We start from the raw sequence: 16795 nt of genomic DNA on the forward strand, positions 1-16795 counted from the left end.
TAGATAGTTTCATTGTTCCGTTATCAACAGAACGGTACTTTCATAAGTATTCCCTATCGTCAGGCTGATTCCGGCTTTCATCAGATAATCACCGGGGAAAACCTGACCGTCGCCATAGAAGGTGCTGTTCCCGGCTTTGTTCAACTCTGTGATCTTATACATTTTAGCCGGGTCCAGTCCTTTCAATCTGGTCTCAAAGAATGTTGTACGTCCGTGGTATTTCAGGCTATAAGCAAAAAACACCGATTCCTTTTTATCCTTAGATATATACATATGTGAAGCCCAGCCGGTTCCGTCGTAAGGAGATTTCAGGCGATAGAGGTCTCCAAACTGTACGATCGGGCGGATACGTTTATAATTCTTTATAGCTTGCTCAGCGAAAGGTAGTTCGTCGCCGGTCAGGTCTTTGGGTTGCAGCTCCATGCCCAGGCGGCCTGTCATAGCCACATCAAAACGGAACTTCAGCGGCGCCATCATACCCGTCTGATGATTCGGAGTAGTCGAAACATGGGCGGCCGTAGCCTTTGCCGGGAAGAAAAGATTTGTGCTGTATTGGATGAATATACGGTCAAACGAATTGGTGTTATCGCTAGCCCAGAACTCGTCATGATATTTCAATGCACCGAAGTCGAGACGGCCGCCACCCGAAGAACACAACTGAATAAGAACATCCGGGTGTTTTGCACGAATCCGTTCGTAAACACTGTACAAGCCCTTTGTATAGTCAATCCAGAAATGAGTCTGATTTTCTTTGGACAGATATTCGGAACCGAAATTATCCACGTGACGGTTTGCATCCCATTTTATATAAGAGATATCAGGAGACAAAGCGATCACTTCATCAAACGTCTTTACAACAAAGTCCTGTACCTCCGGATTACTCAAATCGAGTAACCACTGGTTACGCATCGGGATTATATCACGTTTACCGCTCTTGACGATCCATTCCGGATGCTTCTCTGCCAGTTCACTCTTGGGACTTACCATTTCAGGCTCAATCCAGATACCGAACTTCAATCCTTTACTTACCGCATGCTTCGCCAGATAATCGATTCCGCGTGGCAGTTTTTTCCTGTTCACCTGCCAATCGCCCAAACCAACCTTATCCGAATTGCGGGGATACTTATTTCCGAACCATCCGTCATCGAGTACGAACATTTCAACACCGAAAGCAGCAGCGTCATCGATCATATCCGTAATCGTTTTTTCATTAAAATCGAAATAAGCGCCTTCCCAGCTATTCAGGACGATAGGCAATTCCTGATCTCCATGGGCCAATGCATAGTTACGCGACCAGTCGTGGAGGTTTCTCGATACCTGTCCCTTACCGGTAGAACTATATGTCCAGACCATTTCCGGAGTCTGCAACGTTTTACCCGGTTCCAGATTATAAGTAGAGGCAAAATCATTCATCCCGCTCATGACATGCAACAAACCGCATTCGTCTATCTCAAAGGAAGACAGATAGTTACCCGACCAGGCCAGGGAGCCGGCATACACTTCGCCCATGTCTTCATTGGCAGGGCCATTCAGGGAAAGCAGGAAAGAAGAGTTTTCAGACTGGGTAGTACGTATCCCCTTCTTGGATTCCACCCGTTTCACACCCGGTGTCAGTTGTTCTTCTACCAGTTGCATTTCGGAAGCCCAGGCCCCGTGGAAATGGGTCAGATAATAAGAATCTGCATGAAGGGGAAGATAAGCGGAGGCAATATTCTCGACAGCCAGCTTGTTTTTCTCCTGATGGGATATGGAGACTGACTGGCAGATTACATTTTCTTTCTGATAAGCCGTGAAGTTCAGGTTAACGAAAACCGGATACAAAGGATCTTTCAATTGTATCACTGTTTCTATTCTATTATTATCTATATTCTTTACCTGATGAGCTGCATATATTAATTCGGTTGTCTGAACGCCGTCGTCATGGGTCAGTTTCAATGCCGGATTCAGGAAGAAACGTCCTCCGTAAGCCGGATAGATTACCGGAGCATAACCGATTCCGTTATCCGGTTGTTCTTTATACTTCTTATGAAGGAAAGGGGAAACGTCCTGGAATTTATCGCCAAAATAGTTATACACTACTTTCTTATCCGGAGAGATCGAAAAGACCATACTCAGATCGTTTGTAGAGACGGTAATTATCCCCGTATCTTTATCCTGTGAGGAAACGGTTACACACCCCAGCAGCAGGGCAACAGTTAACAATAGTGCTTTCATGTCTATCAATTTTATTTTACTTATTCAAGGTTGATGGTGCAAACTAAATCAATAAACAATAGCACAAAAAGCACGAACTCGCCAATTATTTGTAATTATGCGCTTAATTCATAGAGGTTTAATAAAAATGCAACATTTACGTTATTTTTTGACGCATCTGTTACAAAGGGATGATCGATCACTGATCCTTTTCTCGAGAAGCTATCAGGTCAGCTAGCCTTCTGGTCAAATAGGTTAATATATAAGTATCCACATTATCGACCGTCAAAGGCAGGTCTGCCGTCCAGAAATTTTGTTCTCCTGTTTCATCCAATGCCCTTTTCGCTTTATATAACAGATCATATTCTTGCAACAGAGGCAGCCTGGAAGATTGATAGAGACTGGCCAGACATTCTATAATCTCCAAAACAGACCTTCGTTCTTCCTGTTCTTCCAGTATAAGGAATATCAAATAATTATTTAATGCAGTCTCTTTAGAGAAATACAAATTAAACTCCAGGAAAATCACCTCTACTCTTTTCTTCAATTCTTTTTGAGGGAGAGTCAGAGATGCTTGTTCAGCCATAATTTTCATATTATCACTCACAAATCCGGCATCAAGCATCAGGTTAGCCCAATTCAGAAACCTTTGGTCTATTTTTTGACCGAAAACGAATAGTGCCTGTATTTCCAGTGTTTCAGGAACTTTCAAAGTTATATCCTGCGCCTTGAAGAGTGTTCCGGGACGAAGGGAAAAACGTTTCATCACATAAATCAACTGATCAATATCTTCACGCAAATCCAGTTTCTGAAACATTTTAAACGACATTCTCAAACAAGCCATATCTGGCTCAATCACGAAAAGAGACTTGCCTTTCAGATAAGCAATTATATCTTCGGCATGTATCAGCTCCTTTTCTATCGGTACATAGAAAGGAACGGATATGAAAATCAAAGACACATTACGCCCTTTGGGATTCATTTGCCGCAAAACTTCCGTTCTAAACAGAAAATGGTCCTTCCTGCATTCCAACTGCAACCGTCCGGTTTGATTGATAGGACCATCCCATTCGTAACGCATCAAAACCGTCTGCATTAGTTCCCTCAACTTTTTAGGTTTTCTGTAATTGTTGATGAAAGTCAATAACAATGTCAAAGGCAAAATAAAGAGGAAAGGGATAAAAGAAACAGCCAATAATAATCCGCTATCTATATTTCCGGATAAAAGACCTGTTATTAATAAAATGATTACACAAGGTATACACAACAAAAGAACTAATGACAAAGAATAAACCAACCAACCTTTAATGGTTTTGAATTCAAGCAAATTCAATTCATCCATATTACCTTTCAAAAGAGAAAGATATTTTATAATATCAGCAAGTGATATTTTATCTTCATGCAGTCCTATATATTCCATAGCTTGCAAAGATAACACCTCAAAATCAAAGATTCATACAAAATGATGAGAAAAGAACCCCCTATAAACAATTAAAGCCTGTCTCACGACAAGCCCTAACCAACTTTGTTAACCTTAAATCTAATACTATTATGAAAAAACCACAGTACAAAGATAAGCCTGAAACAAGCGTTTGTCAAGTCTTTTACAGACAATATATGTTAAGCCTTTCGGGCATTGTAGCTAAAAATTGTTTCCGAACACAAAACTTTATACAATACAGACAAAAACTGCTAATTTTAACAGTTAAAACAGCCAAATCTATAGAGAAAGACGTTCTTTAAGCAACTTGTATCCGGTCAGGCTGGCACGCAGACAGACACCTGTTTTAAGACGAACCTGGTAACTTTCCTTGCCGAACAGTTCCACACGCATGATCTGTTCGCTATTAACGATACAGGAACGGTGAATACGGATAAACAGGTTTGCCGGCAGATGCGATTCAAAATATTTCATTGTCTGATCTTTTATATACTGTCCGTCGGTCGTGAAGAGTGCCACATAGTCACCGCTGGCCTGGATATAAAGTAACTCCTCCAGGTGGATCAGATGGATACGGCTGCCATCCTTCACAGAGATGCGATCCAGTATTGCTTCCTCTTCCGGTGACGATACGCCTGTTTCCGCCGGAGCATTTTCTTCTTTTCTCTGTTCCTCCTGTATCTCCATCTGCAACTCCTTCCAACGGATATAATACCACTGGGCCAAAATAATCCATCCCAGCAAACCCAACAAAATACGGAACGGAATGGTAGATGCAAACCAATCCATCCTATCCGGATAAACCAGCGCCCCGGCCATATATCCTCCGGTAACGGATATGATAAGGACGCCAACAGCCAATGCAATCTGGGCCTGTAATGGCCGCAATATGCCTGTTACATACCAGAACAGGAAACCGGAGACACAGAATATACCGACCGAAACCAGACTATCCAACCATGCGACAAGCCATCCCGTATGTCCGTAATAATAGAGGAGCAAGGCGCTTATGCTGCAACTGACCACAGCCAAAGCCACACCAGCCATTCTACACAGGACAGAATTTATAAACGGATGTGTCTGCATAATCAACTCTTAAATTCAATGCCACCGAACATAACAATTCCCCGTACAACCAGTATATGTTCTTTATCCATTTCCATAGAGGCATTAAAACGTTTATCCTCGCATGCCCCCATGATCGGACTGCCATGAAAATTGACCGCCCAATCCCCAGGAAGATAGATTTCCACACCGGCAAACTTACAATCGATATCAATATAGGTTTTAGCACTATCCAGCTTCGTTTTCCGCAAATCCAGGACCGTTCCCCCAAACACAGTCCTAATCCTGGCTCCTTTAAATACCGGATCTAAAATAATTTGTTCCACATAGCCAAATGTATTATCCGATTCCACATATCCGTCCGTATTAATAAAATCACTTTTTACTTTACCGGCAACGGCATTTCCCCGGATATCTTCTCCACCGGTATCCTCTCTCCGGCTATTGTAATGATAGGAGTTCTTTTTACGCGGTTCGAAGATCAGCATTAAACCGACAATGACAAAAGCAGCCGGCCAATAGACCTGCAACCAATCGCTATCCATCCACCCCAGTCGTGGCAGTAAAAATGCCGCACCAACCAAAAAGGTAATCAAACCGCCTATATAATGTCTCCGGGAAATACTCCCTATACCTAAAAAGATCATCCGTGATCATGCCTGTGTTCCTCATGATCCATACGACCCCCACTACAATAAACGGGATGGCCCAAAATAAGTTTTTCCTAAGATTCATACGATATACAGTTTAATTGTTTGAGAGCAAAAGTATGCTCCTGTCAGCCTTCCGGCAATAGAAATACGTCCTATTACAGTCAAATATCGGTGAATTGCCGAATATTACCGATAAAAAAGGGAGTTATTTTTCAGAGAATGCCATATTTAAAAGAAAAAAGGCTTGCATTTCCGGATGCAAACCCCTATAAACAATTAAAGCCTGTCTCACGACAAGCCCTAACCAACTTTGTTAACCTTAAATCTAATACTATTATGAAAAAACCATGATGCAAATATACTGCTTAATCCAAACCTGTCAAGAGGTTTTATGCTAAATGGTGTTTCATACACTATAAGAAAAGCTAACAAGGTTCAATATGTTTGTTTTTTGCTTCCAAAGTGTTAAAATAAACACTTTTTGTTCCTATTTCTTCTTTAATATACGTTGTGCACAGTCGGACAATACCACGATCGCTCCGGCTATGATTGCCGTATCTTTTATTACCAGCCGACCTGCTCCGGTCAGTAAGGGGAAACCATGTTCTCCGCTTCCCAAATCGGGCACCCATACTTCAGGTGTTGTCACCAGGAATGAAAGCGTACCCAATGTCATTATGATCGCCAGTCCGGAACCTATCAAGCCAATTTTCGGAGAAAAGATACCCAGGAAAGTCAGGATACCGATCGCCATGATCATAATGCCTAGTCCATGTGAAAAAATATAGGTATTGTTTTCTACATGCCACTGATGCTTGGCTTCATTGAATTCACCTTCTTTCAACTTATATTCTTTGTATTCCGGTGCACTCTTTGCATAGAAAAAGCTCATAAACGGACTGTTTGCCACAAAAGGAACGATCCCTTCCGCTTCATAATTATAGAATTTCAGCCCGCCGATCCATACGAATATAATCAGGATAGCTACGCGGATCAGGTTAATACCCAGTTTCTGTGAAGAAGCTGCAATGTTCAGAAATGTGTCGAATAAATCTTTTAATTTAGTAGTCATGTCTTTCTTTGTTTATCAGTTTAACTTATGATGCAAAGATCCGACATTTTTCCCCTATGGGAAATGGCAATTCTACCAGATAATTTGACAATTATTCCCTTAAACACAATAAAGCCGGTTAACAGAGGTATATTTCCCGTCAACCGGCTTTATAAATGATCCGTTATCGGAACTATTTTAATTACGAACCCCCAGCTCCACCAGTTTCTGTTCGTCCAAGGCATATTTGCGTTCGATGCTCTGCAAAAGCTCTTCACTGATATTCAGAGGACGGTTCAGCTTCTTCATCTCCCGGTATCCTTTATAGACCTGCGTGATCATCTTGCGGGGATTGAAAACAAGCGATGAAGTGATCCAACACCCATGCGTACACCAGCAGTTAGCCTTGTCACCATGACCGATAGCGGCAATCTCCTGTTTCATGGCATCGCTCTCCATAATCTTTGCGATATTGCAATCATAATCCTTTACATTACCGAGCGGTTCGCGAAGTTCACAGGCACGGAAACGACCGTCATAGTCTATGACCAGTGTTGTTTCGCCGGCCGTACAATCCATACCCCAGGGGGTCGGATGATCGATATTGGTCGCACGTACATTATATAATGTACGTATGAAACCCAGGTAGAAGAAACGGGCGATAGGTTTTCTGAACCCACCGGTTTCCTCCGCCATACGCTCCCCATATACATTATAAATAGGAACAACCTTATCCTGCAAGGCGCGTAAAGTAGGCTCGGTAAGAACCTTCACTCCGTCGTCGCGGGTCATGCCGCGTGCAGCTTCGATAATATGATTGGAAAGATGGAAACGTCCCAGCATCCATATCATCAGATCCTCGACCTCATTCTCGTTATATTTGGTGATTACGGTGGCCAGGTTTTTCAACACCCTGCCGTCGTCAGCAAAGTTTTTTTCAATCAGCTTCAGTGTCCCCATCGCTTTGTAGAAATTGCCGGGAACGCCGCGCTGTATATCATGCGTATCACCGAAACCGTCCAAAGAAAGGCTCAGGTTGATATTCAGTTCCGGACAATTCTGGCGGATTTGTTTTACCCAGGCGACGATCCGGTCAGGCTTCAATCCGTTGGTAGGGATATTCACGTCCTTTATCTCGTTATTCTTGTAGAACATCTCTATAATTTCAGGTAACTCCTCACGCAGTGTCGGTTCACCGCCGGATACCCACAAACGGTTGAACTGCCCGGCTGTTTCGGAGATTGTCTTGATTTCTTCAAAAGTCAGGTCTTTCTCCTTTTTATCCATGTCTTCTGCATAGAAACACATTTTACATTTAGCATTACACCGTCCTGTGACAAACAGGAAAACAGATTCTAATTTTCTGTTTGTGCTCATTGTCCTGAAAGAGCTCTTTGTTCTTTTCGTACTCATTGTTATTATCGATTAGATTTCTCTATTAGTATTAGCTCCCATATCTTATTTAGCAGATAGACAAATATATACCATCCCAACAAATCTATCAGCAAGACTTGAAAACATTCGCAAATTTCAACTATTATACAGCACAAAACAATCTCCATTTGTGGGATTCGATGTTCTATATTTAAGATTATCGACTAACTTGTCTCAAAAAAACTATCTTTGTACATTCAATTAAGTGTATATAAAAGTATGGAAGACAATATTCCTAAATTCGACCTCCCCGTAGATTTTATTGTAGGAAACAGTATTACAGGTGAAATACTGAACCAGTACGGACGTTTCCCGTGCAAGATCAAGGCTGGCATATTCGTGCTTTGCGTACAAGGGACAGTCCACACGACTGTAAACTTAACTGAGTTTACCATCCGGAAGAACGACTTTATCACCTTACCCCCGGGTTGCTTCATTCAGATACATGAGGTTTCCGATGATGTAAAACTGTGTTTTGCAGGCTTTTCTTCCGTATTCGTCAGCCATATCAATTATATAAAGACGATTACGAACTATCTGCCTGTCATATTCGACAGTCCGATCATGCCTCTGCCGGAACATATATCCTTACTCTACCAACAGGCTTTCGACTTGCTGATCAATGCTTATTCCATGCCTAAAACCATCGAGAACAAGGAGATTATCAAGGCAATCTTTACTATCTTCATGCAAGGGGTTATTGAATTATACAGGAATCATACGCCATATAGCAATGCTCCCATGACGCGTAACATGGAAATATGCCGGGAGTTCGTACAACTGGCGATGGAAAACTACACGAAAGAGCATAGCGTGTCTTATTACGCCAAAAGGCTCAACATCACCTTGCAGCATTTCTGTTATGTGATAAAAAAGGTCAGCGGACGGACTGCATTGGATATCCTGAGCAATATCATCATTATGGATGCCAAAGCGCAGCTTAAATCGACCGATATGCCGGTCAAGAAGATTGCATTCGCCCTGGGTTTCGACAACCTTTCGTTCTTCAACAAATATTTCCGGCAACATGTAGGAATGACCCCGCAGGAATACAGGGAGAGCTAAAAAAAGGGATATGCCGGACGCAAACCCCTATAAACAATTAAAGCCTGTCTCACGACAAGCCCTAACCAACTTTGTTAACCTTAAATCTAATACTATTATGAAAAAACCACAGTACAAAGATACAGGTATTCTCCAACTTGTCAATAGTTAAAATGCTAATTAGTGTTGTATAGCATATAAGAAACACTAACAACATTCAAGATATTTATCTATGACTTCAGAAATGTTAAAATAGGGGCAAAAAAGAAGAGGCGCTGCCATAAGCAACGCCTCTCCGGACATACATATATAATGTATATTAGTCTTGCAATTTAGCACAAATGAACTCGCGGTTCAAACGAGCGATGTTGCTGACAGAGATGTTCTTCGGACATTCCATTTCGCAAGCACGCGTGTTGGTACAGTTACCGAAGCCCAGTTCGTCCATCTTGGCAACCATTGCTTTCGCACGACGAGCAGCTTCTACCTTACCCTGAGGCAACAGAGCCAACTGGCTAACCTTTGCAGAAACGAACAACATAGCCGAACCGTTCTTACAAGCAGCAGCACAAGCACCGCAACCGATACATGCAGCAGCATCCATAGCCATTTCAGCATCTGCACGAGGAATAGCGATTGAATTGGCATCAGGTACACCACCTGTGTTCACTGATACGAAACCACCTGCCTGGATAATTTTATCGTAAGCATAACGGTCTACCATCAAGTCGCGGATTACCGGGAAACCGGCAGAACGCCACGGTTCGATTGTAATAGTTTCGCCATCATTGAAGCGACGCATATAAAGCTGGCAAGTAGTTGCGCCGGTTGCAGGTCCGTGCGGATGTCCGTTTACATACAAAGAACACATACCGCAGATACCTTCACGACAGTCGTGATCGAATACGATCGGCTCTTTACCTTCACTGACCAAACGTTCATTCAAAATGTCTAACATTTCCAGGAAAGAAACACTCTGATTGATTTTGTCTATTTGGTAAGTCTCAAATTGTCCTTTATCTTTCGGACTTTTCTGACGCCAAACTTTAAGTGTTACTTTTATATCTTTATCCATGATTCTAATTTTTGTGATTGATGATTATTACTTCTTGTAGTTACGTGTTTGAGGAACAACGAACTGATAGTTCAAATCTTCCTTCAGCATAACCGGATCTTTGTCTTCACCCTGGTATTCCCAACAAGATACGTACATGAACTTATCGTCATGACGCAGGGCTTCGCCTTCCTCGGTCTGGTGCTCTGTACGGAAGTGTCCTCCACAAGATTCGGCACGGTCCAATGCATCGTGTGCCATCAATGTACCAATCTCAATAAAGTCAGCCAAACGCAATGCCTTATCCAACTCTACGTTCAGGTTATCGGCTTCACCCGGAATATATACATTACTCCAGAACTCTTTCTTCAGCTCTTTCAACATCTGGATCGCTTCCTGCAAACCTTTTGCATCACGTGCCATACCTACATGTTCCCACATGATATGACCCAGTTTCTTATGAATAGAATCTACCGACTCTTTACCCTTGATACTCATCAATTTCTTGATGCGGTCTTTGATCCCCTTTTCAGCTTCTGCAAACTCAGGCAGGTCGGTACTGAAACGCGGAACCTGGATCTGGTCTGACAGATAGTTCTGGATTGTATAAGGCAATACAAAGTAGCCATCGGCCAATCCCTGCATCAACGCAGAAGCACCCAGACGGTTAGCTCCGTGGTCAGAGAAGTTAGCTTCACCGATAGCGAACAGACCCGGAATAGAAGTCATCAATTCATAGTCAACCCACAGACCACCCATCGAGTAGTGCAATGCAGGATAAATCATCATCGGAGTTTCGTATGGATCGTCGTTGGTAATTTCTTCGTACATGTCGAACAAGTTACCATATTTAGCTTTTACAACATCTTTACCCAGACGGTTAATGGCGTCGGAGAAGTCGAGGAACACGGCCAGACCTGTGTTGTTCACACCGAAACCGGCGTCGCAACGTTCTTTAGCGGCACGTGAAGCCACGTCACGCGGAACCAGGTTACCGAATGCCGGATAACGGCGTTCCAGATAGTAGTCGCGGTCTGCTTCAGGAATGTCTTTCCCTTTCTTAGTTCCGGCCTGTAATGCTTTTGCATCTTCCAGTTTCTTCGGAACCCAGATACGACCGTCGTTACGCAATGATTCAGACATCAAAGTCAGCTTAGACTGATAGTCACCTTTCACCGGTACACAAGTCGGGTGGATCTGCACCATACAAGGGTTAGCGAAGTAAGCACCTTTCTTGTAGCACTGCCATGCAGCAGAACCGTTGGAAGCCATTGCGTTAGTAGACAAGAAGAAAGTATTTACATAACCACCTGTTGCCACCACTACTGCGTGAGCAGAAAAACGTTCGATCTGACCTGTGATCAGGTTACGTGCGATGATACCGCGGGCACGGCCATCCACCTTCACAACGTCCAGCATTTCGTGGCGGGTATACATCTTTACTTTGTTCAAACCGATCATACGGCTCAAAGCAGAGTAAGCACCCAACAACAACTGCTGTCCGGTCTGACCGCGGGCATAGAACGTACGGGATACCTGAGCACCACCGAATGAACGGTTATCCAGCAGACCACCGTATTCGCGAGCGAAAGGAACACCCTGTGCTACGCACTGGTCGATAATAGAGTTGGAAACTTCAGCCAGACGATAAACGTTTGCTTCGCGGGCACGATAGTCACCACCTTTGATTGTATCGTAGAACAGACGGTAAACAGAGTCACCATCATTCTGATAATTCTTTGCAGCATTGATACCACCCTGTGCGGCGATTGAGTGTGCGCGACGGGGAGAATCCTGGATACAGAAGTTCAATACGTTGAATCCCATTTCTGCCAGAGAGGCAGCAGCAGAAGCACCGGCCAGACCAGTACCAACTACAATCACGTCCAGACGACGTTTGTTCGCGGGGTTCACCAGTTTCTGATGATCTTTATAATTTTTCCACTTCTCAGCCAACGGGCCCTGAGGGATTTTAGAATCTATTTGAGTCATAATGATTTATTTTCAATATTGTTACACCTTAAATTAATGTCCTGCACAAACAGCTACATAGTCACCACCTACACCATTCAGGTAGAAAACGATAGTAATGATAGCAAACACTACGCAAATAACGGTTGCTACAATCTTGGATATGCAGATCCAACGGTTCATCCAGATCGTGTTACTCCAACCGATAGTCTGAATAGCGCTCCAGAACCCGTGAGTCAGGTGGAACCACAAAGCTACGTACCATACCAGATACAGCACTGTATTCAGGATATTACCCTGGAAATAGTAGTTGATAAACGCTGCACCGTCCTGAGGAGATACGGTTGTTGTTCCGTCGCAAAGTGTTACCATGTGATTGCCTAGGAGTTCGGCGAACATCATCTTATACCAGAACTGGCTGAAGTGCAACACCATGAACAGGATAATGATAATACCCAGTACCAGCATGTTCTGAGATGCCCATTCCACACCTTTCGGACGAGCGTTAATTGCATAACGGTCGTTACCGCGAGCCTTACGGTTTTGCAGTGTAAGGAGAACAGCATACACAAAGTGAATCACAACGCCTGCTGCCAGCACCAATGTTGCTGCCACGGCATACCAATTTGCTCCCAACAATGAACAAATCATGTTATAGGCTTCTCCCGAGAAAGCAGCCGCCACATTCATTGACAAGTGGAACAATAAGAACAAAACAAGAAAAAGGCCTGATACACTCATTATCAGCTTCTTCCCGATAGAAGAATTAAGTAACCACATAAGATAATAATTTAAGTTATTTAATTGTTTTTAGAAATTCATATCAATATACTCAATTATCAGGCAAAGGTATGCTAAATACACGTATCACGCAAACGATTAAAGAAATATTTCGTCAATCAAACCTATACATTTCAGGAGGGACAAACGGTAAATCCTATTCAATAAATAAATTAACAAAAATGTAACCAGTACTAACCGGCATTTTTATATCTTCGTGGCATAATCAGGGGATCGTATGTTACAACGTAAAATGCTGAGCTTCTTATTTATGATGATTTTTATACCGTCTGTTCGTGCTCAGTGGAAAGATAGTACGAGATTCATAAATAAAGAACATGAATTTGAAACCACTTACAACAAAATATCAGAGAATAAGGTATACCAGATGCTACGTGTCCCTGTTCCTCTTTTCGCCATTTCAGCCATAACATATGGGCAGGGTGATAAATTCCGGACATTGCGCAATACGCATACGCCCAACTTCCATTACAGATACGATGATTTTCTGCAATATACTCCGTTGCTTGCTGTTTACGGGATGAAGCTCGGCGGTGTGGAAAGTCGTAGTTCATGGCCCCGGATGATCGTATCGAACGCTTTTTCGGCAACGATCATGGCCGCTACCGTCAACAGCATGAAATATACGATCAAACGCGAACGCCCCGACGGCTCAAAGAACAACTCATTCCCTTCGGGACACACGGCAACCGCTTTCATGGCTGCTACCATCATGCACCGGGAATATGGTCTGACCCGCAGCCCGTTATATAGTATCGGGGGATATACAGTCGCCACAGCCACCGCTTTCAGCCGGCAACTGAACAACCGCCACTGGCTGAGCGACGTACTGGCCGGGGCCGGTATCGGCATCTTATCCACAGAGTTAGGGTATTTTCTGGTAGACCTGATCTTCAAGGACAAAGGCTTGAATCTCCCTGACAAGCTCAGGGAGTCTGCCCCCAAAGGAGGGCGCCCTTCTTTCCTGGAGTTCGCCGTAGGATACAGTATCATCAACGGAAGTATCGAGGTAGGTAAAAATATACGCCTGAGCTCGCCGGGAGCAACCAATGTCAGCGTAAAAGGCGGTTACTTCTTCAATCCTTATTTCGGTATCGGCGGCGAAATAACAGCGCTGGCAAGCCCGATAGCATTCGACATGTCGCTTTATACAGGAACAACCCCTTCAACCAAATATGACATCACCCGCGTCCATGCCGATCCGACCGGTGTTTTTACTTTTACGGCAGGGCCTTATTTCTCGTTACCTGTAGCTAGTAAATTGCTTTTAGGAACAAAGTTCCAGGCCGGATATTCCTATCTGGTGAAAAATGAAGTGGAAATGGACTTACAGGAAAAGCACCCCCCATACGGAACCATAAATAATATTGCTTTTATGAAAGGCAACGGCAGCAGCAACTATGTTTTACGCACAGGCATTTCAGCGACCGGGATTGTCAGCCGCAACCTGGGTATCCGTATGTTCGTAGATTACGATTATACGTTCCTGAAAGCACCTTACGAAATCTTAACCAGCCTCAGAGACAGCCAACCAGTCTACGGCGAAAGCCATTTAAGCAAGCACAAAATACACTATTTTACAATAGGGGCAACCGTAACGGCGCTGTTCTGGTAATTATCAGTCAGCAGCAGGAACCAGCCGGACTTTGATATCGCTCTCCTGCCCGCTTTCCAGACTTACATCGAAAACGATACGGCAGGTTCCCTCATTGGAAGCATCATAGCTATTCTTCGATACATTATCAAGGACGGACACAGAAGTTACGGATGGACTATCGACGATCAGTTGCATACATTTGCCGTCTTTTGTCAGTTCCACCATATGACTGTCCAATACACGGGGAATGGCCCCGGTTACAATCGTCCATCTGACAGTTGCCGGCTGACTGCCAGCTTTTACACGATCAATCACCGACAGATATTTTTCATTGATCAGAGCAACTTCACGGACGGCATTTTCCAATTCTCCGCCGAACAAGTCCGTCATATTCAGAGAAGCTCCGAGTTTATGCGTTTCCGAATAGATATTTGTCACAGGTACAAAACCTTTTACATCATGGTATTTACCGTTTACAGTCAGTGTATTATGCGCCTGGTTATTATAACGGAACACATTCCAGCGCTGCCCGTTCTGCGACATATTCCATAAATCTACATTTTCCTTTTCCAGCGAATAATATTCCTGCATCCCCAGGTCCTGTACCCAGCGAACACCCAAAGCATCGAACACAAACGATCCGGCATCCATATGGGCATGGCTGGTCGAAGCCGTTCCTCCTTTTATTCCCAGATAGAAACCTTCTCCATTTTCCCATCCCGTACGGACCAGCACGACAGGCGTCTGTCCGTTAGCCGCCCACAATTTCATGGCAGGAGGCACCAGTTCATTCATTTTATATTGTGAACCATAAATCGGTATCAACGGAAGGAAACGGCTCTCCTCATCCGAAAAAGACAACTCCGCCCGACTCAACATATCCTTTTCATTCCAAAGCAGTGTAGGGTCTTGCAGCTTGTCGGCAAACCAGTACATAGCCGGCAAAGCAAAAACAGTCTCACGGGAATCGCTGAAGTTAAAGCATTTACCGGTCGTTCCGGTCATAAACTGCATAAAACGGGCAGAAGCCAGAAAACCTTCAGCCGAAGAGAGACCGCCGTCAGTCCCCAAGGCGGATTCCAACGCTGCATTCAAAAGAACCTGGAAGGTAGTCCCGTATCCCCAATAATTATATCCTTCGGGATAAGCGCCATCGGGACCATAGCCCTTCAAAGTCAAGCCGACTGTAGACAAAGCACGTTCAATGATTTCACGGGCCTCTTCCGGATGATCCTCCAACACAGCCAGCGCACCGTAAACCAGTCCGGCATTACAGACCTGGTTCCAGTTATTGGTCGCTCTCAGAAACCAGTTATATCTTTTATCCCTCGACGGGGCAAAACCTTTATTCAGAATCGCCTCCTGCACCAGCCTCCGGGCATCCGGAGATAACCGATCGAACAACCAGTCATAACCGATTGCAACCGCCATAGTCATTTCGCCCGTATCCAGAAAATGGGACGGGTTCCAATCGGTAAACGAACACACGGCAATCATTTCCTGCTCTGCCCGCAAACGATACTTATCCTCTCCTGTCATCCGGTAAGCATATGAAAGATAGAAGATACGCCGCAAGGCTTCACGCGATACGGCCAGCAACCGTTTCCCTTCTTTTTTATATGCCAGCACAGGCGTCGTGATCAGATCGTCGCATTGCCCAAGTAGATAGTTATGCAACCGGAGCATCTCCGGATTAAGAGCCAGATCGGATTTAATCTTTTGCTCCTCTCCTTTCTTTACCAGCAACCGGGGATGAGAAGGGTAAGAATCAAAGCGTATTCCCTGTGAATACCCCGAAACGAACAGGGAAAAGCAAAACACAACAAGCAGGATAGTTTTATTCATACAGGTATTATATTTAATTGGAGTTACAAATATAGGAAATCGCTTGAAAAAGTGTTTTCTTATCCGGAATCCTTTTAACAGACAAGAAAATACCATTTTGCTACAATTTACAACGATTAAAGATCATATTGTATATTTTTTACGCATATACGTATCTGCTATATTTCACAAAACAGTAGAAATAGAAGATCCGAAAACACAATATTTAACACTTAGCGTATTCATATAGATTTTCACTCTTCATTTTAAACAAATTGTAATCTCGTTTAAAACGAATTTTTTTTCATTTTAAATGAAATGGAGATTTATTGCAGATGAAAAATTTGTTAATTCTGTCCAGAAAAGTTATTTTAAACAGGCTTTGGGACCTCAAATCACATGCTAAACAACACATTTTATCTCCAGAATGAGTAAATATCCAGACCAAATTCCAACAGCACATTCACATATTTCAAATGTACTTTACGACATTTATCAACGACTACCACACATCATCAAACATAAAGCTACATTTATTAATCAACAATTAAAATAAAGACATTCGCAATCATCCCGTAGAGCGAATAAAAACAACAAACCTGATTTAGGACACGTACAGCTCACTGACAGAAGGACTATTTGACATTTTGACACATTAACGAAAACA

12 protein-coding genes are annotated in these 16795 nt (G+C 43.3%); 2 read left to right on the forward strand and 10 right to left on the reverse strand.

The genetic code is table 11. The features are described from left to right. Positions 1 to 9: 9 nt before the first annotated feature. The 6 genes from DWW91_RS04230 to DWW91_RS04260 form a co-directional block, all read right to left on the reverse strand. Positions 10 to 2214 carry an alpha-galactosidase gene (locus tag DWW91_RS04230; RefSeq protein ID WP_122327036.1) on the reverse strand — a complete coding sequence of 735 codons (2205 nt, stop codon included), beginning with the start codon at positions 2212 to 2214 and terminating at the stop codon, positions 10 to 12. 178 nt (positions 2215 to 2392) lie between these two features. After that, positions 2393 to 3613, reverse strand: coding sequence for a hypothetical protein (locus DWW91_RS04235; RefSeq protein ID WP_122327037.1), 1221 nt, complete (start codon positions 3611 to 3613; stop codon positions 2393 to 2395). A 300-nt stretch (positions 3614 to 3913) separates the two neighbouring features. Next, positions 3914 to 4720, reverse strand: coding sequence for a LytTR family DNA-binding domain-containing protein (locus DWW91_RS04245; protein ID WP_010801055.1), 807 nt, complete (start codon positions 4718 to 4720; stop codon positions 3914 to 3916). Between the two features lie 2 nt (positions 4721 to 4722). Continuing rightward, positions 4723 to 5346: a LiaF domain-containing protein gene (locus DWW91_RS04250; protein WP_122327038.1), complete on the reverse strand. Its 624-nt coding sequence runs from the start codon at positions 5344 to 5346 to the stop codon at positions 4723 to 4725. A gap of 493 nt (positions 5347 to 5839) precedes the next feature. After that, positions 5840 to 6424, reverse strand: a complete 585-nt coding sequence (locus tag DWW91_RS04255) for a DUF417 family protein (protein ID WP_010801057.1) — start codon at positions 6422 to 6424, stop codon at positions 5840 to 5842. 177 nt (positions 6425 to 6601) lie between these two features. Next, positions 6602 to 7816, reverse strand: coding sequence for a radical SAM protein (locus DWW91_RS04260; protein ID WP_009860311.1), 1215 nt, complete (start codon positions 7814 to 7816; stop codon positions 6602 to 6604). Positions 7817 to 8056: 240 nt separating this feature from the next. Here DWW91_RS04260 and DWW91_RS04265 point away from each other — a divergent pair, with 240 nt between their 5' ends. Then, on the forward strand, positions 8057 to 8902 hold the full coding sequence (locus DWW91_RS04265) for a helix-turn-helix domain-containing protein (RefSeq protein ID WP_122327039.1): 846 nt from the start codon (positions 8057 to 8059) through the stop codon (positions 8900 to 8902). A gap of 298 nt (positions 8903 to 9200) precedes the next feature. Here DWW91_RS04265 and DWW91_RS04270 read toward each other — a convergent pair whose 3' ends face one another. From DWW91_RS04270 to DWW91_RS04280, 3 genes are read right to left on the reverse strand one after another with little or no spacing between them, the layout of a single operon-like run. Continuing rightward, positions 9201 to 9956 carry a succinate dehydrogenase/fumarate reductase iron-sulfur subunit gene (locus DWW91_RS04270; protein ID WP_009860313.1) on the reverse strand — a complete coding sequence of 252 codons (756 nt, stop codon included), beginning with the start codon at positions 9954 to 9956 and terminating at the stop codon, positions 9201 to 9203. A 27-nt stretch (positions 9957 to 9983) separates the two neighbouring features. Next, positions 9984 to 11927, reverse strand: coding sequence for a fumarate reductase/succinate dehydrogenase flavoprotein subunit (locus DWW91_RS04275; RefSeq protein ID WP_009860314.1), 1944 nt, complete (start codon positions 11925 to 11927; stop codon positions 9984 to 9986). A 33-nt stretch (positions 11928 to 11960) separates the two neighbouring features. Next, on the reverse strand, positions 11961 to 12686 hold the full coding sequence (locus DWW91_RS04280) for a succinate dehydrogenase/fumarate reductase cytochrome b subunit (protein WP_009860315.1): 726 nt from the start codon (positions 12684 to 12686) through the stop codon (positions 11961 to 11963). Positions 12687 to 12924: 238 nt separating this feature from the next. On the opposite strand from DWW91_RS04280, the gene DWW91_RS04285 reads away from it, so the two are divergent. After that, on the forward strand, positions 12925 to 14322 hold the full coding sequence (locus DWW91_RS04285; protein ID WP_122327040.1) for a phosphatase PAP2 family protein: 1398 nt from the start codon (positions 12925 to 12927) through the stop codon (positions 14320 to 14322). Between the two features lie 3 nt (positions 14323 to 14325). Here DWW91_RS04285 and DWW91_RS04290 read toward each other — a convergent pair whose 3' ends face one another. Beyond that, on the reverse strand, positions 14326 to 16149 hold the full coding sequence (locus tag DWW91_RS04290; RefSeq protein WP_122327041.1) for a heparinase II/III family protein: 1824 nt from the start codon (positions 16147 to 16149) through the stop codon (positions 14326 to 14328). Between the last annotated feature and the right edge of the window lie 646 nt (positions 16150 to 16795).

Source organism: Parabacteroides sp. AF17-3 (assembly GCF_003635445.1).
Classification (GTDB): Bacteria; Bacteroidota; Bacteroidia; order Bacteroidales; family Tannerellaceae; genus Parabacteroides; species Parabacteroides goldsteinii.